The sequence below is a fragment of the Neisseria sp. LACPHL-SPEC-2024-00856 genome (genome assembly GCF_047915665.1).
In the GTDB taxonomy this organism is placed as follows: domain Bacteria; phylum Pseudomonadota; class Gammaproteobacteria; order Burkholderiales; family Neisseriaceae; genus Neisseria; species Neisseria polysaccharea.
Genome location: NZ_JBLRPR010000005.1, coordinates 49,974 through 66,025, shown reverse-complemented (window position 1 = coordinate 66,025; position 16,052 = coordinate 49,974). Strand labels below are relative to the sequence as shown.

Below are 16,052 nucleotides of genomic sequence, written 5' to 3'. Positions count from 1 at the left end.
AGTCAGCGTTGGACGTAGTTTTGGTAGAGGGTGATGACTTTTTGTACGCCGACGGTGGTGCTGACTTTTTGGGTAATCTGCGCCTGTTCTTCGGGGGTGAGGATGCCCATAACGTAGGTTACATTGCCGTAGGTAACGATTTTGACGCGCGCCTGCGTGGCGGGGCTGATGCCCAGCAGCGTGGCGCGGACTTTGGATGTGTTCCAAGTGTCGCCGGCGATGTCGCCCGCAGTGCGCGGCAGGGAGGCAACGGTAATGTAGTTGTACACGCCTTCGGCGGCCTGTTCGGAACGTGCAATCTGACCGACGAACTGTTTTTCGCCTTCGGTGGCGACTTGTCCGAGCAGCAGCAGGTGGCGGTTGTAGCCGACGACGGAGATTTGGGGCGTGTAGCCTTTGGTTTGGTTGTTTTGGCGCAGGTAGGAACGGGCGGTGGTTTCGATACGCAACGCCATAACGTTGTCGTCGGTTTGCGCGCCGGTGGTGCGGCGGTCGACGGCGGATTTCGCGCCGACGGCGGCGCTTCCGATTACTGCGCTGACGCAGCCGCTAAGGGCAAGGCTGAAAATGGCGGTAATGAGTATGCGGACGGTGTGCGGTTTGAATTTCACGGGATTTCCTTTCTTCATCGGTTCGGACGGCATTGCGGCGCGGCGGGAAAAGGGTCAGATGCCTTCCAGCAGCACGGAATCGATACAGTCGCATATGGCGTGTATCAGCAGGATGTGGTTTTCCTGAATGCGGGCGGTGCGCGGATGGGGGACGTTGAGCAGTACGTCGGTGTCTTTGAGCATCGCGGCGATTTTGCCGCCGTCGCGGCCGGTCAGTGCGACGACGCGCATATCGTGTTCGTGGGCGGCTTTGACGGCTTCGGCGACGTTGGCGGAATTGCCGGAGGTGGAAATGCCGACGAGGATGTCGCCGGCGCGTCCGAGGGCGCGCACTTGTTTGCTGAAGATATAATCGAAGCCGTAGTCGTTGCCGATGGCGGTCAGGGCGGACGTGTCGGTGGTCAGGGCGACGGCGGCGAGTTCCATACGTTCTTTTTCAAAACGCCCGGTCATTTCGGCGGCGAAATGCTGTGCGTCGGCAGCCGAACCGCCGTTGCCGCATATCAGGATTTTGCCGTCGTTCATCAGGCATTGCAGCATCATCTCGGCAGCCTGCGCGGCGGGTTCGGCGAGCACTTTCCCGGCTTCCTGTTTGGCGCGGATGCTTTCGGCAAAATGGGCGGCAACGCGTTCTGGTAATGTCGTCATATCGTCAACCTGTAATATTCTTTATCCACTCGGGCGGGCGGTTTCCTTCGATGAGTACCGCATCTAGGCGGCACGGTACGTTGGTCAGCCTGTTCTGTTGCAGATAATACTCTACACTTCGTTGCAGTTTCAATAATTTGGACGGCGAAATGCTGTATGCCGCACCGCCGAACCGCCCGTTTTTGCGATATTTTACTTCAACGAACAGTATTATGCCGCCGTTTTTGACAATCAGGTCGATTTCGCCGTAGGCGCAGTGCCAGTTGCGGGCAAGCAGCGTGCAGCCTTGGGATTGGAGGAAGGCGAGCGCGGCATCTTCGCCTGCCTCGCCCTGTTTGTGGTTTAAGCGCATAATCGGTTTAACCTTTATAATGTCTGTTTTTCAGACGGTATTCTTATGTTTCAGAAACACTTGCAGAAAGCCTCCGACAGCGTCGTCGGAGGGACATTATACGTGGTTGCCACGCCCATCGGCAATTTGGCGGACATTACCCTGCGTGCTTTGGCGGTATTGCAGGCGGCGGACGTTGTTTGCGCCGAGGACACGCGCGTGACCGCGCAGCTTTTGAGTGCGTATGGCATTCAGGGCAAACTCGTCAGCGTGCGCGAACACAACGAACGGCAGATGGCGGACAAGATTGTCGGCTGTCTTTCAGACGGCATGGTTGTGGCACAGGTTTCCGATGCGGGTACGCCGGCGGTGTGCGACCCGGGCGCGAAACTCGCCCGCCGCGTGCGCGAGGCGGGGTTTAAAGTTGTCCCCGTCGTGGGCGCAAGCGCGGTAATGGCGGCTTTGAGTGTGGCCGGCGTGGCGGAATCCGATTTTTATTTCAACGGTTTTGTGCCGCCGAAATCGGGAGAGCGCAGGAAACTGTTTGCCAAATGGGTGCGGGCGGCGTTTCCTATCGTTATGTTTGAAACGCCGCACCGAATTGCGGCGACGCTTGCCGATATGGCGGAACTGTTCCCCGAACGCCGATTAATGCTGGCGCGCGAAATCACCAAAACGTTTGAAACGTTCTTAAGCGGCACGCCGGGGGAGCTTCAGACGGCATTGGCGGCGGACGGCAACCAATCGCGCGGCGAGATGGTGTTGGTGCTTTATCCGGCGCAGGATGAAAAACACGAAGGCTTGTCCGAGTCCGCGCAAAATGTGATGAAAATCCTTGCGGCCGAGTTGCCGACCAAACAGGCGGCGGAGCTTGCCGCCAAAATCACGGGCGAGGGAAAGAAAGCTTTGTACGATTTTGCTTTATCTTCTAAAAACAAAGATTTGATTTAGTCTTTTGCCGCTTCGGGCGGTGTGCGGAGGGATGGCTTTCCGTCCGGAAAGACCCGGTTAACGCTATATCGGCAAGGCGCGCCTGTACCGAAGGCGGCGGCATATTTTGCCTCCGGGGCGCAGATTTGTTTCAAAACCATCGGGGCAGGCAGGGCGAATCGCCGCCCCACGGTATGTGAAAAACCGCTTATACCTTATAATACCGGCGGAAAATCTGTTCAGACGGCATCAAACAGACGGCAATCCGCCTGAAACCCTATTTGAAACCAACAAACAAGAGCATTGAATGAAATTCATCGACGAAGCAAAAATCGAAGTCGCCGCAGGCAAAGGCGGTAATGGCGCAACCAGTTTCCGCCGCGAAAAATTCGTACCGCGCGGCGGCCCGGACGGTGGCGACGGCGGCAAAGGCGGTAGCGTCTGGGCGGAAGCCGACGAAAACACCAACACCCTCGTCGAATACCGCTTCGTCAAACGCTACCAAGCCAAAAACGGCGAAAAAGGCCACGGTTCCGACCGTTACGGCGCAGGTGCGGACGACATCGTCCTCAAAATGCCCGTCGGCACACTCATCCGCGACCTCGACACCGGTGAAATCGTCGCCGACCTTACTTACCACGGTCAGCGCGTCTGCCTAGCCAAAGGCGGCAAAGGCGGCTTGGGCAACATCCACTTCAAATCCTCCGTCAACCGCGCCCCGAAACAATCCACGCCCGGCGAAGAAGGCGAAACCCGTTCCCTGCAACTCGAGCTCAAAGTCCTTGCCGATGTCGGCTTATTGGGTATGCCCAACGCCGGCAAATCCACCCTGATTACCGCCGTTTCCGCCGCCCGCCCCAAAATCGCCAACTACCCCTTTACCACCCTGCATCCGAACTTGGGCGTGGTACGCATCGACGAAAACCACAGTTTCGTGATGGCGGACATTCCCGGCCTGATTGAAGGCGCGGCAGAAGGCGCGGGTTTGGGGCATCGTTTCCTCAAACACTTATCGCGCACCGGATTATTACTGCACGTCGTCGATTTGGCCCCTTTCGACGAAACCGCCAACCCCGCCGAAGAGGCACTCGCCATCATCAACGAATTACGCAAATACGATGAAGAACTTTACGGCAAACCGCGCTGGCTGGTGCTGAACAAACTCGATATGCTCGACGAAGAAGAAGCCCAAGCACGCACCGAAGCTTTCCTTGAGGCCATCGGCTGGGACTACCCGAAACCAGACGACCGCTTCCAATTCGACATCGAAACCCCGCGCCTCTTCCAAATCAGCGCACTAACCCATCAAGGCACGCAGGAATTGGTACACCAAATCAACCAATACCTGACTGAGAAAAAACGCATTGAAGCTGAAAAAGCCGAAGCGGAGAAAGCGGCGGCAAATGTTGAAATTATCGAACAGCAGCCTAAAACGGATACGGGCGTGTTTAAGCCGGAGTAAAAAATTTCAGACGGCCTTTTTAATAAAATGGAGAGTCGCATGTCTTCCAACTCTTTCTCTTTACGAGAAAACGATGTTATTAAACGTTCAGAATTACATGACCAATACGGTGGCAATAGACAAAGTGGCATTGCTGCTTCGGCAAAAACGCCCAATATCTTCCTCTTTACTCACCCAGAAAAAGGCGAAGACCATGGCTATTATAATCGCTGGGATGAGAAGGGAACCACCCTGTTTTATTGTGGTGAAGGGCAACGTGGCGATCAGCGTATGATCAATGGGAATAAAGCTCTCTTGGAACATAAACAGACAGGAAAAGCCATCCGTGTTTTTGCTAATGATACACTAAATGCTCATGTCCGATACATCGGTGAATTTACATTAGATGAGCATCAGCCTTATATAGTTAAAAAAGCACATGCAACTAAATAATGACCCAGAACGAAACGTATTTGAATTTTGCTTGCACAAAAAATCCAAATAATTTACCCCAGTTTATACAAAATTTGAAAATTCCATGACCACCATCTACAACACCCTTACCCGCCAAAAAGAACCCTTTGCCCCCATCGACCCTGAAAACGTGCGTATGTACGTTTGCGGCATGACTGTTTACGATTATTGCCACTTAGGCCATGCCCGTGTGATGGTTGTGTTCGACATGATTGCCCGTTGGTTGCGTGAGTGCGGCTATCCGCTCACTTATGTACGCAACATCACCGACATCGACGATAAAATCATTGCCCGTGCGGCTGAAAACGGCGAGACCATCGGCGAGCTGACTGCGCGTTTCATTCAGGCTATGCACGAAGATGCCGATGCTTTGGGTGTGTTGCGTCCCGATATCGAGCCGAAGGCGACGGAAAATATTCCGCAAATGATTGCGATGATTGAAACCCTGATTCAAAACGGCAAGGCTTATCCTGCCGCCAACGGCGACGTTTACTACGCCGTGCGCGAGTTTGCCGCTTACGGCCAATTATCGGGCAAATCGTTGGATGACCTGCGTGCGGGCGAGCGTGTGGAAGTGGACGGTTTCAAACGCGATCCGCTTGATTTTGTGTTGTGGAAAGCGGCCAAAGCAGGCGAGCCGGCATGGGAAAGCCCGTGGGGCAATGGCCGGCCGGGTTGGCACATCGAATGTTCCGCGATGAGTGAAAACCTGTTCGGCGATACGTTCGACATTCACGGTGGCGGCGCGGATTTGCAGTTTCCGCACCACGAAAACGAAATTGCCCAAAGCGTCGGCGCGACGGGGCATACCTGCGGTCATCATCACGCGCAAACCCACCACGGGCAAAGCATCGCCAGCCACGTCAAATATTGGCTGCACAACGGCTTTATCCGCGTGGACGGCGAAAAAATGTCCAAATCGTTGGGCAACTTCTTCACCATCCGCGAAGTATTGAAACAATACGACCCTGAAGTTGTGCGTTTCTTCATCCTGCGCGCCCACTACCGCAGCCCGTTGAACTATTCCGACGCGCATTTGGACGACGCGAAAGGCGCGTTGACCCGTCTATACACCACCTTGAAAAACACGCCTGCCGCCGCGTTTGATTTGTCTGAAAACGCCAACGACTACACCCGCCGCTTCTACGCCGCCATGAATGACGATTTCGGCACGGTTGAAGCCGTTGCCGTGCTGTTCGAACTGGCAGGAGAAGTGAACAAAACCAATGATGCGCACCTAGCCGGCTGCCTGAAAGCCTTGGGCGGCATCATCGGCCTGCTGCAACGCGATCCGACCGAGTTCCTCCAAGGCGGCGCGGTTTCAGACGGCCTCTCCAACGAAGAAATCGACGATTTGATTGCCCGCCGTAAACAGGCGCGCGCGGATAAAAACTGGGCAGAATCCGACCGCATCCGCGATCTTCTGAACGAACACAAAATCATTCTGGAAGACAACGCCGGCGGCACGACTTGGCGCCGCGGTTAAGGGGTACGGTAAAGGGCAGGAGTGCTGTCTCTTGCCTTTTCTATGTTTTCAGACGGCATTTTTTATTGCGAGAACACATTTCCTATTATGCTTAAAATCATTTCCGCCAACGTCAACGGCATCCGCTCTGCCTACAAAAAAGGTTTTTACGAATATATCGCCGCATCGGGCGCGGACATTGTCTGCGTGCAGGAACTCAAAGCGCAGGAAGCAGATTTGTCTGCCGATATGAAAAATCCGCACGGGATGCACGGCTATTGGCATTGCGCCGAGAAGCGTGGTTACAGCGGCGTGGCGGTGTACAGCAAACGCAAACCCGACAATGTGCAAATCGGTATGGGCATTGAAGAATTCGACAGGGAAGGGCGGTTTGTGCGTTGCGATTTCGGCAATTTGAGCGTCATTTCGCTTTATTTGCCCAGCGGCAGCAGCGCGGAAGAACGCCAGCAGGTGAAATACCGTTTCCTTGATGCGTTTTACCCTATGCTCGAAGCGATGAAAAACGAAGGACGCGACATTGTCGTTTGCGGTGACTGGAACATCGCCCACCAAAACATCGACCTGAAAAACTGGAAAGGCAACCAGAAAAATTCAGGTTTCCTGCCTGAAGAGCGCGAGTGGATAGGCAAGGTTATCCATACGCTGGGCTGGACGGATATGTGGCGCACGCTTTATCCCGATGTGCCGGGCTACACGTGGTGGAGCAACCGCGGACAGGCGTATGCGAAAGATGTCGGGTGGCGCATCGATTATCAGATGGTTACGCCCGAACTTGCCGCCAAAGCCGTGTCCGCACACGTTTATAAAGACGAAAAATTTTCCGACCATGCGCCGCTGGTCGTGGAGTATGACTATGCTGCCGAATAAAGTTTTGGGTAAATATGATTGGAATGTGGACGGAAAAACCGGCATCGGCGCGGCATGGGTCGTCGCTGCGTTTATCCTGCCCATGTTGGTGTGGGCGATATTTATGCTGGCGCGGATGCAGGGCTGGCTTGCGCCGACCAAAGCAAACCCGATATGGGCGTTGGTGTGGCTGCTGATTTGTCTGCCCTGCCTGCTGATTGCGGCCAAATGTTTGGGTTGGAAAGGCTGGCGGCGGGTGGTGAATATTTTTGTCTGCCTGACCGTCTGTGCCATATTGAGCGTACCCGCTTCGCTGCTCATCGCCTTTACCCTCCGGGACCTGCTGAAATAGGCGGGGCGGTATGCAGGGTTTTGAACTCGAAGATTTGACGCTTTGGCTGATACGCGATGCCGGAGAGGATCAGATGTGGATAGACCGTTGGGCGGTCAGTTATCCCGTCGTGCAGATGTCCGAAGCATCAGCCGGTCAAAGCATAGGGGAATGGCAGGCAGGGCTTCAGACGGCATTCGAACGGATACAGGGCAGACATATCGCCGTTGTCGCACACGGAGCGGGCGCGGCCGCATTCTTGGCGTGGCTGTATCGGGCAGACATCCTGACCCGGAAGAAAATTGCCAACATCATCCTTGTACCGCAGCGTCCCGATATTTTCTCCGATGATGCGGAACACACCTTCCGGCACGTCCGCTGTCCTTGCCGTGCCGCATTGGTTGTACCCAAACACGGGGGCGTGCTGCACGGTTGGGCGCAAAAACAGGCAGATACGTGGAACGCCCGCCTTTTGCTGTCCCCACATCCGGGCAGTTTGAACGGTATGCTCGGCGGCTGGCAGTGGGGCATGAAGCTGATGCAGGAAATGTTGCTGGCGTGAACGGTTGCTTTATCGGAATTTCGGTTAACTGGGGTTGCAAGGAAAATGCCGTCTGAAACATGATTCAGACGGCATTTTTTATTCACATCCGGCTTACAGGCTGCCCAACACGATGCGCAACACGCGGCGTAGCGGTTCGGCCGCACCCCACAAGAGTTGGTCGCCGACGGTGAACGCGCTGATGTATTCGCCGCCCATACCCAGTTTGCGGATGCGTCCGACAGGGACGGACAGTGTGCCGGTAACTTTGGCAGGAGTCAGCTCGTGGATGCTGGCTTCTTTTTCGTTAGGGATGACTTTCACCCAGTCGTTTGCGCCTGCCAAAATGGCTTCGATTTCAGAAACAGGCAAGTCTTTTTTCAACTTCAGAGTGATGGCTTGGCTGTGGCAGCGCATAGAACCGATGCGGACGCACAAGCCGTCGATTACGGTCGGATTGTCGCTGCGACCGAGGATTTTGTTGGTTTCCACGCCGCCTTTCCATTCTTCTTTGGACTGGCCGTTGCCCAAATCCACGTCGATCCACGGAATCAGGCTGCCGGCGAGCGGTACGCCGAAGTTGGCTTTCGGATAGTCTTCGCTGCGCAGGAAATCGGACACTTTGCGGTCGATGTCGAGAATCGCGCTGGAAGGATCGGCAAGCTCGTCCGCCACTTTGGCATGAATCGCGCCCATGCCGCTGATGAGTTCGCGCATGTTTTTCGCGCCCGCGCCGGAAGCGGCTTGATAGGTCATGCTGGTTGCCCATTCGACCAAATCGTTTTGGAACAGGCCGCCCAAAGCCATCAACATCAGGGAGACGGTGCAGTTGCCGCCGATGTAGTTTTTCACGCCGTTTTTGAGGCCGTTGTCGATGACGTTGCGGTTGACGGGGTCGAGGACGATAATCGCGTCGTCTTTCATGCGCAGTGAAGACGCCGCGTCAATCCAGTAGCCGTTCCAGCCGCTGTCGCGCAGGGGTTGGAATACGGATTTGGTGTAATCGCCGCCTTGGCAGGTAACGATGATGTCCATTTTTGCCAGCTCGGCAACGTTGTTCGCGTCCAATAATGTTTTAGCCGCCTGACCGAAATCAGGGGCTGCACCGCCGACGTTGGAAGTGGTAAAGAAAAATGCTTCGGGAATGTGGGCGAAGTCGTTTTCTTCTTTCATACGCTGCATCAAAACCGAACCGACCATGCCGCGCCAGCCGACGAAACCTACTTTCATGTGTTGCTCCTTGAGGAAAATCGTTAACAAAATTATGTATGGCGTAAAGGAAGCGTTTTAACGCCGTCTTAAGAAAATGTAAAGTTCTTTATCGGGATTTCTTTAAATATTGGCGTTTTCGGTGTCAGGACGGTAGAATCGGGGTCAGTTAAGAACCATTATCAGGAAGAAACATGGAAGAAAGAAACATGGAAGAAAGAAACAACTATATCGGTGCGGTCGGTGTCGGCAGGTCTGACATTCAGGAAATCGAGGTAACAGTTGCCGGTGCCGGAGACCGGATACTTGCGGCCCTGCTGAACCAATTGTTTACCTTTTTGATTCTGCTGGTGCCGTTTGTCGGACTGATTGCCTTAGTCATCAAGAATGAAGGCAGGATTGGCAGCGGCGAAGAAATGTTCGGGCTGCTTTTTGGCATGACTTCCTTTTGGGTCGGACTGGCGGGCATTTTGGCGTACACCGTCGTTCAAATCTACTATATGAGCAGGGACGGGCAGTCATTGGGTAAGAAAATCATGAGAATCCGCGTGTTGAAAACCGACGGTCGTAATCCCGGTTTTGTCGGTACGGTTTTGGTACGCGAAATCGCATGGTCGGTTTTGGTTGCCATTATTGCCGCCGTTATCGGTCTTGCAGTAGGTGATAACGGAGAAAACGCCATCAACCTGCTGGCATTTCTTGCCAACTTTGTCCTGCTCTTTATGGTCAAACGCGACCGCCGCACGCTTTACGACATGATGGCGGATACGGTTGTCGTCAAGCTGCCCAAATAAACGGACACGGCAAAATGCCGTCTGAAAGCCTTTCAGACGGCATTTTTATCTTCAGAACCGCTCAAGCATCGTGCAGCGAAGCCGCGTGCAGGGTGTTTTCCATCAATGTGGCAATCGTCATCGGACCCACGCCGCCGGGAACGGGCGTAATCATCGCCGCCCGTTCTTTTGCCGTTTCAAATTCCACGTCGCCGCACAGGCTGCCGTCGTCCAAACGGTTGATGCCCACATCGATAACGACCGCGCCGGGTTTGATCCATTCTCCTTTGACAAAGTTCGGAATGCCCACGCCGACCACCAAAATATCGGCTCCGGCAACCTCGTCTGCCAGATTTTCGGTCGCGCTGTGGCAGATTGTTACCGTTGCGCGCGCCAGCAGCAATTCCAGTGCCTGCGGACGGCCGACGATATTGGATGCGCCGACCACGACCGCTTTTTTCCCCTTCGGATCGATGCCGTAAGCCTCCAAAAGCGTCATCACGCCCTTGGGCGTGCACGGGCGCATCAGCGGCATTTTCACCGCCAGCCTGCCGACATTGTAAGGATGGAAGCCGTCCACGTCCTTATCCGGCGAAATACGTTCCAAGACCGCTTGGCTGTCGAGGTGCTTCGGCAGTGGAAGCTGAACAAGAATACCGTCCACTTCGGAGTCGGCATTCAGGCGGTCGACCAATGCCAGCAGTTCTTCCTGCAATGTTGATTCGGGCAGCTCGTACGACAGCGATTTGATGCCGCATTTTTGGCAGGCGGTTTTCTTGTTGCGGACATAAACCGCGCTGGCAGGGTCGCCTCCGACCAAAACCACGGCCAGGCAAGGCGTGTGCAGATTGTCCTGTTGGCGTTGCGCCACCGCTTCGGCAACCGCCTGCAGGCGTTTTTGCGAAACTTCCTTACCGTCAATCAGTTGTGCCGACATATCCGTCCTTTTGTTAAACAGGTAGAAAATGCTGAAAATTATCGCATTTTCCGTATGTTTTTACAGCAGGATGCCGAAAATAAATTTCCCCCGAAATAAAATACGGCTGTTTGGACGGGTTAAATATTTTTCCAAATCAAAAAACTATATTTCCCACCTTGTTATTTTGAAAATAAATGTTGACGCATCTTTTCCTGAACTGTATAGTTCGCTTCTTCAAGTCGGGGCGTAGCGCAGCCCGGTTAGCGCATCTGCTTTGGGAGCAGAGGGTCGTGAGTTCGAATCCCACCGCCCCGACCAATCAATCAGCACGAATCGGCATGAGCGCCCGTAGCTCAACCGGATAGAGCACCGACCTTCTAAGTCGGGGGTTACAGGTTCGATTCCTGTCGGGCGTGCCAAGAATTTGATTGAAAGCCGTTTTTATGGTGGCTGTAGCTCAGTTGGTAGAGCCCCGGATTGTGATTCCGGTTGTCGTGGGTTCGAGCCCCATCAGCCACCCCAGATAAAGACCTGTACTTTTTGGTACAGGTCTTTTTCCATTTGTGCTCATTATTTGCATCAGTCATATTGGTGCGGCGGATATGCCGTCTGAAGCTGTTTCCCCTGTGGGGAAAGAGTATTTCGGATGGGGCATGTGCGCCTTCGGCTTTGCCTTTCGTATATGCTTCTGTATCATGTAGGTTTTCTGTCTTTTATGGTTTCTGTCGGAGGCTTTGATGGTTGGCCATTGGTCTGTTCCTGATTTTGAATCGAAAATCTGTCCGCCTGAGGCATTGTCCGAACGGTTGGCTCGGTTGCCGCGCCCGCTGGTGTTTACCAACGGCTGTTTCGACATCCTCCACAGGGGGCACGTTACTTATCTGGCGCAGGCGCGTTCGGCAGGGGCGGCGTTGGTGTTGGCGTTGAATACCGATGCTTCGGTGCGGCGTTTGGGCAAGGGCGGCGACCGTCCGGTCAATCCTTTGGAGAACCGTGCCGCCGTTGCCGCCGCGTTGGAAAGTGTGGATTTGGTAACGTGGTTTGACGAGGATACGCCGGCGGCGTTGATTGAGGCGGTCAAACCTGAGATTTTGGTCAAGGGCGGCGATTGGCCCGTGGATAAGATTGTCGGGTCGGCGGAAACGCTGGCGCGCGGAGGTAAGGTGTTTTCGATTCCTTTCCTGCATCAAACGTCGACAACCGGAACGCTGGAGAAAATCCGTGCGTCAGAGGGTTGGAAATGATGGTTTTAAAATCCCGGCAATGGCGGATTTTGGCAGAACTTGCTGGTGGTTTGCCGCAACACGTCTCGCAACTGGCGCGTATGGCGGATATGAGACCGCATCAGTTGAACGGTTTTTGGCAGCAGATGCCGGCGCATATACGGGGGCTGTTGCGCCAACACGACGGCTATTGGCGGCTGGTGCGCCCCTTGGCGGTTTTCGATGCCGAAGGTTTGCGCGAGCTGGGGGAAAGGTCGGGTTTTCAGACGGCATTGAAGCACGAGTGCGCGTCCAGCAACGACGAGATACTGGAATTGGCGCGGATTGCGCCGAACAAGGCGCACAAAACCGTATGCGTGGCTCATCTGCAAAGTAAGGGCAGGGGGCGGCAGGGGAGGAAATGGTCGCACCGTTTGGGTGAGTGCCTGATGTTCAGTTTCGGCTGGGTGTTTGACCGGCCGCAGTATGAGTTGGGTTCGTTGTCGCTGGCAACGGCAGTGGCGTGCCGCCGAGCTTTGTTGCATTTAGGTTTGGATGTGCAGATTAAGTGGCCCAATGATTTGGTTGTCGGGCGCGACAAATTGGGCGGCATCCTGATTGAAACGGTCAGGGTGGGCGGCAAAACGGTTGCTGTGGTCGGTATCGGCATCAATTTCGTGCTGCCCAAGGAAGTGGAAAACGCCGCGTCGGTGCAATCGCTGTTTCAGACGGCATTGCGGCGGGGCAATGCCGATGCCGCCGTGTTGCTGGAAACGCTGTTGGCGGAACTTGACGCGGTGTTGGTGCAATATGCGAGGGACGGATTTGCGCCTTTTGTGGCGGAATATCAGGCTGCCAACCGCGACCACGGCAAGGCGGTATTGCTTTTGCGCGACGGCGAAACCGTGTGCGAAGGCACGGTTAAAGGCGTGGACGGACAAGGCGTTTTGCACTTGGAAACGGCAGAGGGCGAACAGACGGTCGTCAGCGGCGAAATCAGCCTGCGGCCCGACGACAGGCCGGTTTCCGTGTCGAAGCGGCGGGAGCCGGAACGTTTGCTGCTGTTGGACGGCGGCAACAGCCGGCTCAAGTGGGCGTGGGTGGAAAACGGCACGTTCGCAACCGTCGGCAGCGCGCCGTACCGCGATTTGTCGCCTTTGGGCGCGGAGTGGGCGGAAAAGGCGGATGAACGCGTCCGCATTGTCGGTTGCGCCGTGTGCGGAGAACTTAAAAAAGCGCAGGTTCAGGAACAAATCGCCCGCCCCATCGAATGGCTGCCTTCCGTCCATCAGGCTTTGGGCATACGCAACCACTACCGCCGCCCCGAAGAACACGGCGCGGACCGCTGGTTCAACGCATTGGGCAGCCGCCGCTTCAGCCGCAACGCCTGCGTCGTCGTCAGTTGCGGTACGGCGGTAACGGTTGACGCGCTCACCGATGACGGACATTATCTCGGCGGAACCATCATGCCCGGCTTCCACCTGATGAAAGAATCGCTCGCCGTCCGAACCGCCAACCTCAACCGCCCCGCCGGCAAGCGTTACCCTTTCCCGACCACCACAAGCAACGCCATCGCCAGCGGTATGATGGATGCGGTTTGCGGCTCGATAATGATGATGCACGGCCGTTTGAAAGAAAAAACCGGGGCGGGGAAACCGGTCGATGTCGTGATGACCGGCGGCGGCGCGGCAAAAGTCGCAGAAGCCCTGCCGCCTGCATTTTTGGCGGAAAATACCGTGCGTGTGGCGGACAACCTCGTCATCCACGGGTTGTTGAACATGATTGCCGCCGAAGGCGGGGAATCGGAACATTAAAAAATACACCCTTTTTCAACACGGGGCGGCATCCGTCCGAATTCGTCCGGATTCTGCCGCCCGACAGACTGCCGCCCGGGCGGGCGGGGTTTCAAACATTGAGGAAATTCTAATGAAATGGCTCTTTACCCTTTTGGCGGTACTCAATATTGCCGTATTCGGCGGCACGGTGGGTTATAAATTAGCCGTTAAAGCGGCGGGCGGCGTGCCGGAAAACCGGGCCGTCGAAAACACGCCCCTCGCAACGCCCGCCGCCGGCAATGCGGCTGCATCCGTGGAGGATACGGCGGCACTGCTCAAACAGGGCGACATCCTGACCGAAGAACAGGCGGAGCAGTTGCGCTTGAAGAAAGAAGCGGAGCAGAAAAGGCTCAAAGAGAAAAAACAGCGCGAGGAAAAAGCCCGCCGCGAAAAACTCGCCGCCGAAAAGGCGCAGGCGGAACGCGAAAACGGTGCGGCGGATGCCTTATGCGCCGCGCAGGCAAGCCTCACGATGGACGAAGACGACTACCACCGGATCAAAGGGCTTTTGGGCAAATGGTCGCACGTTGCCAGCAGAAGTGTCGAAAAACGCACCGCCCAAGCCAAATCCGCCGGCAAAACCTACCGCGTCGTCCTGCCCGTTTCAGCCGATGCCGAAAATCAGGCGGCGGAGCTGTCTGCCAAAGGTTTTAACCCCATACCGTTTGACGGCGCATTGAGTTTGGGTGTCGGCAGCAGCCGGGAAAACGCCCAAGCCCTGCAAAACCGGCTTGCCGGCGCGGGATTCGGCGGGGCGCATATTGTTGAACGCGCTGCGGAAACCGGCCGGCAGGACGATTCTTTGAGCGTGTCGCGTATGACGGTTTTGTTTACCGGCGTGAATGCCGCCGATGCGGACGAAATCCGTAAAATCACGTCCCCATACGGCAAACTGAACCTTAAATCCTGCAAATAAGTGCAGATCAAAAACGCCAAACCCACCGCGAGGGTGGGTTTGGCGTTTCGGTTTTGAGTATCTGATATATAAAAAGGAATGTATGTCTCGTATATGCCGACTCCAAGTGTAAAAGTGAATGATGAGGGAACACGGTGTTTAATGGTTCGGAATGGACGACTTCCGAGTGGTTTTGATTATACGCTAATAATAATAATTATCAATAAAAATTTAAAAATAAATGTGGATTTTTTGTAATACGATGAAAAATAAACAAATTAAGCTGTTTGCCGATGTTGGCGATTCGGATCGGCAGACTTTCATTGTGCCGGACAAATCAGGGTCGGCAGGCATAGCTGAGGGCTTCGTGCCTGACGGAAATAAGGTTGCCCGTGTTTGAACATCCGTCCGATTTGGCGCGGACAGGGTTGTCATTCGGGGGTGTTTGAGCGTGGATTCGGGGATGCAAAAGCGGTGAAACCGTTGCGGATGAAGGCTTACGGATGGCTTTAGGTATTTTTAAATGTATTCAAACAACAACAAAACGCTTCTTCTGTTGCCGTACTTGGGGCTTGCGCGGCAGCCTGCGCACCGTGGAGGCCGGGTGTTTCGTTGGTTGCGGTGTCGGGGCGGGCGGCAAGGTTTTCCGGCCGGTTTCCCTGTTCCTCACGACAAAGCCGTGATGCCGGGGAATGGCGGTTTGTCCGTTTCAGGCTGCCGCCGTTTTGAGCCGCGATGCCGTCTGAAGCCTTCAGACGGCATTTTTGCCGCCTTTTTCAATATTCCGCCGAATGCCAAAACGGTTGTCCGACTGTCGGCGTACTGGCTTGCGCTTTGGTGCGAGCCTCGACCGGTTCGGCTTCAAATGCCAGCCGTCCGGATTCGACGGCGAGTGCGAAGGCGCGCGCCATATTGACCGGATCGCCGCTGCGGGAAACGGCGGTGTTCAAAAGCACGCCGTCAAAGCCCCATTCCATCACTTGTGCCGCCTGTGAGGGCAAACCCAAGCCCGCGTCGATAATCAGCGGCGTGTCGGGCAGGCGTTCGCGCAGGACGTTCAACGCGTAGGCGTGAACCGCGCCCAAACCCGTGCCGATCGGGGCCGCCCACGGCATCAACGCCTGACAGCCCACGTCGAGCAGGCGGCGGCAGGCAATCAGGTCTTCGGTGCAATAAGGCAGCACTTTGAAGCCGTCTTTAATCAGGATTTCCGCCGCTTCGACAAGCTGGAACACATCGGGTTGCAAGGTATCGTCGTCACCGATGAGTTCGAGCTTAATCCAATCGGTTTCAAACACTTCGCGCGCCATCTGCGCCGTCGTTACCGCTTCCTGCACGCTTTGGCAGCCGGCGGTGTTGGGCAGCACGGGTACGCCGGTTTCTTGAAGCAGCGACCAAAATCCCTGACCGTGCGTCTCGCCGCCGCTTCCCGCGCGGCGCAACGAGACGGTAATCATCGCGGGTTGGGCGATACGGACGGATTGTTTGAGGATTTCGGGGGTCGGGTAGGCAGCCGTGCCGAGCAGCAGCCGTGAAGGGAAAGTTTCTCCGTATAGGGTGAGCATAAAAATTCCTTGATA

18 protein-coding genes and 3 tRNA genes are annotated in these 16,052 nt (G+C 55.3%); 15 read left to right on the top strand and 6 right to left on the bottom strand.

Annotated elements, in window-relative coordinates; translation table 11 throughout:
* Nucleotides 1-2: 2 nt before the first annotated feature.
* Genes ACNAU7_RS06070 through ACNAU7_RS06060 form a run of 3 tightly spaced genes read right to left on the bottom strand, consistent with a single transcriptional unit; the run spans nt 3 to nt 1,611 of the window.
* On the bottom strand, nt 3-611 hold the full coding sequence (locus tag ACNAU7_RS06070; RefSeq protein ID WP_003712986.1) for a BON domain-containing protein: 609 nt from the start codon (nt 609-611) through the stop codon (nt 3-5).
* A gap of 54 nt (nt 612-665) precedes the next feature.
* Nucleotides 666-1,259, bottom strand: coding sequence for a phosphoheptose isomerase (locus ACNAU7_RS06065; RefSeq protein ID WP_003708827.1), 594 nt, complete (start codon nt 1,257-1,259; stop codon nt 666-668).
* A gap of 4 nt (nt 1,260-1,263) precedes the next feature.
* Complete coding sequence (locus ACNAU7_RS06060; RefSeq protein WP_013448307.1) at nt 1,264-1,611, bottom strand: YraN family protein; 348 nt, start codon at nt 1,609-1,611, stop codon at nt 1,264-1,266.
* A gap of 45 nt (nt 1,612-1,656) precedes the next feature.
* Here ACNAU7_RS06060 and rsmI point away from each other — a divergent pair, with 45 nt between their 5' ends.
* From rsmI to ACNAU7_RS06025, 7 genes are all read left to right on the top strand, one after another.
* Nucleotides 1,657-2,541 (top strand): 16S rRNA (cytidine(1402)-2'-O)-methyltransferase, encoded by an 885-nt coding sequence (gene rsmI / locus ACNAU7_RS06055; protein WP_118787536.1) that lies wholly within the window; start codon nt 1,657-1,659, stop codon nt 2,539-2,541.
* A 286-nt stretch (nt 2,542-2,827) separates the two neighbouring features.
* Nucleotides 2,828-3,982 (top strand): GTPase ObgE, encoded by a 1,155-nt coding sequence (obgE, locus tag ACNAU7_RS06050; protein WP_416301495.1) that lies wholly within the window; start codon nt 2,828-2,830, stop codon nt 3,980-3,982.
* A gap of 39 nt (nt 3,983-4,021) precedes the next feature.
* The gene (locus tag ACNAU7_RS06045) at nt 4,022-4,414 is read left to right on the top strand and encodes a restriction endonuclease (protein ID WP_301002855.1); all 393 of its coding nucleotides are present in this window, start codon (nt 4,022-4,024) and stop codon (nt 4,412-4,414) included.
* A gap of 85 nt (nt 4,415-4,499) precedes the next feature.
* The gene (gene cysS / locus ACNAU7_RS06040) at nt 4,500-5,921 is read left to right on the top strand and encodes a cysteine--tRNA ligase (RefSeq protein WP_416301492.1); all 1,422 of its coding nucleotides are present in this window, start codon (nt 4,500-4,502) and stop codon (nt 5,919-5,921) included.
* An 87-nt stretch (nt 5,922-6,008) separates the two neighbouring features.
* Nucleotides 6,009-6,788 carry an exodeoxyribonuclease III gene (locus tag ACNAU7_RS06035; protein ID WP_416301490.1) on the top strand — a complete coding sequence of 260 codons (780 nt, stop codon included), beginning with the start codon at nt 6,009-6,011 and terminating at the stop codon, nt 6,786-6,788.
* Nucleotides 6,775-7,119 carry a hypothetical protein gene (locus tag ACNAU7_RS06030; protein WP_308185930.1) on the top strand — a complete coding sequence of 115 codons (345 nt, stop codon included), beginning with the start codon at nt 6,775-6,777 and terminating at the stop codon, nt 7,117-7,119. Before ACNAU7_RS06035 ends, ACNAU7_RS06030 begins: the two co-directional genes overlap by 14 nt.
* Before the next feature lie 10 nt (nt 7,120-7,129).
* Nucleotides 7,130-7,660 (top strand): alpha/beta hydrolase, encoded by a 531-nt coding sequence (locus ACNAU7_RS06025; protein WP_416301486.1) that lies wholly within the window; start codon nt 7,130-7,132, stop codon nt 7,658-7,660.
* 93 nt (nt 7,661-7,753) lie between these two features.
* Here the strand turns inward: ACNAU7_RS06025 and asd are convergent, their stop codons facing one another.
* Complete coding sequence (gene asd / locus ACNAU7_RS06020) at nt 7,754-8,869, bottom strand: aspartate-semialdehyde dehydrogenase (RefSeq protein WP_416301483.1); 1,116 nt, start codon at nt 8,867-8,869, stop codon at nt 7,754-7,756.
* Between the two features lie 188 nt (nt 8,870-9,057).
* Between asd and ACNAU7_RS06015 the strand changes: the two genes are divergently transcribed.
* Entirely contained in the window at nt 9,058-9,642 is a 585-nt protein-coding gene (locus tag ACNAU7_RS06015; protein ID WP_416301639.1) for an RDD family protein, read from the top strand.
* 61 nt (nt 9,643-9,703) lie between these two features.
* On the opposite strand, the gene folD is transcribed toward ACNAU7_RS06015, so the two are convergent.
* The gene (folD, locus tag ACNAU7_RS06010; RefSeq protein WP_416301480.1) at nt 9,704-10,558 is read right to left on the bottom strand and encodes a bifunctional methylenetetrahydrofolate dehydrogenase/methenyltetrahydrofolate cyclohydrolase FolD; all 855 of its coding nucleotides are present in this window, start codon (nt 10,556-10,558) and stop codon (nt 9,704-9,706) included.
* A 222-nt stretch (nt 10,559-10,780) separates the two neighbouring features.
* Here folD and ACNAU7_RS06005 point away from each other — a divergent pair.
* The 7 genes from ACNAU7_RS06005 (at nt 10,781) to ACNAU7_RS05975 (ending at nt 15,155) form a co-directional block, all read left to right on the top strand.
* Nucleotides 10,781-10,858, top strand: a tRNA-Pro gene (locus ACNAU7_RS06005).
* A gap of 24 nt (nt 10,859-10,882) precedes the next feature.
* A tRNA-Arg gene (locus tag ACNAU7_RS06000) sits at nt 10,883-10,959 on the top strand.
* A gap of 27 nt (nt 10,960-10,986) precedes the next feature.
* A tRNA-His gene (locus ACNAU7_RS05995) sits at nt 10,987-11,062 on the top strand.
* 215 nt (nt 11,063-11,277) lie between these two features.
* On the top strand, nt 11,278-11,784 hold the full coding sequence (gene rfaE2, locus ACNAU7_RS05990; protein ID WP_416301477.1) for a D-glycero-beta-D-manno-heptose 1-phosphate adenylyltransferase: 507 nt from the start codon (nt 11,278-11,280) through the stop codon (nt 11,782-11,784).
* On the top strand, nt 11,781-13,556 hold the full coding sequence (locus ACNAU7_RS05985; protein WP_416301474.1) for a bifunctional biotin--[acetyl-CoA-carboxylase] ligase/type III pantothenate kinase: 1,776 nt from the start codon (nt 11,781-11,783) through the stop codon (nt 13,554-13,556). Before rfaE2 ends, ACNAU7_RS05985 begins: the two co-directional genes overlap by 4 nt.
* A 112-nt stretch (nt 13,557-13,668) precedes the next feature.
* Complete coding sequence (locus tag ACNAU7_RS05980; RefSeq protein ID WP_118779768.1) at nt 13,669-14,493, top strand: SPOR domain-containing protein; 825 nt, start codon at nt 13,669-13,671, stop codon at nt 14,491-14,493.
* A 482-nt stretch (nt 14,494-14,975) separates the two neighbouring features.
* Complete coding sequence (locus ACNAU7_RS05975; RefSeq protein WP_042508118.1) at nt 14,976-15,155, top strand: hypothetical protein; 180 nt, start codon at nt 14,976-14,978, stop codon at nt 15,153-15,155.
* A gap of 93 nt (nt 15,156-15,248) precedes the next feature.
* Here ACNAU7_RS05975 and ACNAU7_RS05970 read toward each other — a convergent pair whose 3' ends face one another.
* Nucleotides 15,249-16,037: a thiazole synthase gene (locus ACNAU7_RS05970; protein ID WP_003712947.1), complete on the bottom strand. Its 789-nt coding sequence runs from the start codon at nt 16,035-16,037 to the stop codon at nt 15,249-15,251.
* Nucleotides 16,038-16,052 lie beyond the last annotated feature (15 nt).

What these genes read in the sequence shown, in the direction of transcription:
- ACNAU7_RS05980 (WP_118779768.1), top strand. Translation starts at nt 13,669, where the DNA reads ATGAAATGGCTCTTTACCCTTTTGGCGGTACTCAATATTGCCGTATTC.
- folD (WP_416301480.1), bottom strand. Translation starts at nt 10,558, where the DNA reads ATGTCGGCACAACTGATTGACGGTAAGGAAGTTTCGCAAAAACGCCTG.
- ACNAU7_RS06030 (WP_308185930.1), top strand. Translation starts at nt 6,775, where the DNA reads ATGCTGCCGAATAAAGTTTTGGGTAAATATGATTGGAATGTGGACGGA.
- cysS (WP_416301492.1), top strand. Translation starts at nt 4,500, where the DNA reads ATGACCACCATCTACAACACCCTTACCCGCCAAAAAGAACCCTTTGCC.
- ACNAU7_RS05975 (WP_042508118.1), top strand. Translation starts at nt 14,976, where the DNA reads ATGGCTTTAGGTATTTTTAAATGTATTCAAACAACAACAAAACGCTTC.
- obgE (WP_416301495.1), top strand. Translation starts at nt 2,828, where the DNA reads ATGAAATTCATCGACGAAGCAAAAATCGAAGTCGCCGCAGGCAAAGGC.
- ACNAU7_RS06045 (WP_301002855.1), top strand. Translation starts at nt 4,022, where the DNA reads ATGTCTTCCAACTCTTTCTCTTTACGAGAAAACGATGTTATTAAACGT.
- ACNAU7_RS05985 (WP_416301474.1), top strand. Translation starts at nt 11,781, where the DNA reads ATGATGGTTTTAAAATCCCGGCAATGGCGGATTTTGGCAGAACTTGCT.
- asd (WP_416301483.1), bottom strand. Translation starts at nt 8,869, where the DNA reads ATGAAAGTAGGTTTCGTCGGCTGGCGCGGCATGGTCGGTTCGGTTTTG.
- rsmI (WP_118787536.1), top strand. Translation starts at nt 1,657, where the DNA reads ATGTTTCAGAAACACTTGCAGAAAGCCTCCGACAGCGTCGTCGGAGGG.
- ACNAU7_RS06025 (WP_416301486.1), top strand. Translation starts at nt 7,130, where the DNA reads ATGCAGGGTTTTGAACTCGAAGATTTGACGCTTTGGCTGATACGCGAT.
- rfaE2 (WP_416301477.1), top strand. Translation starts at nt 11,278, where the DNA reads ATGGTTGGCCATTGGTCTGTTCCTGATTTTGAATCGAAAATCTGTCCG.
- ACNAU7_RS06060 (WP_013448307.1), bottom strand. Translation starts at nt 1,611, where the DNA reads ATGCGCTTAAACCACAAACAGGGCGAGGCAGGCGAAGATGCCGCGCTC.
- ACNAU7_RS06015 (WP_416301639.1), top strand. Translation starts at nt 9,058, where the DNA reads ATGGAAGAAAGAAACAACTATATCGGTGCGGTCGGTGTCGGCAGGTCT.
- ACNAU7_RS06065 (WP_003708827.1), bottom strand. Translation starts at nt 1,259, where the DNA reads ATGACGACATTACCAGAACGCGTTGCCGCCCATTTTGCCGAAAGCATC.
- ACNAU7_RS06035 (WP_416301490.1), top strand. Translation starts at nt 6,009, where the DNA reads ATGCTTAAAATCATTTCCGCCAACGTCAACGGCATCCGCTCTGCCTAC.
- ACNAU7_RS05970 (WP_003712947.1), bottom strand. Translation starts at nt 16,037, where the DNA reads ATGCTCACCCTATACGGAGAAACTTTCCCTTCACGGCTGCTGCTCGGC.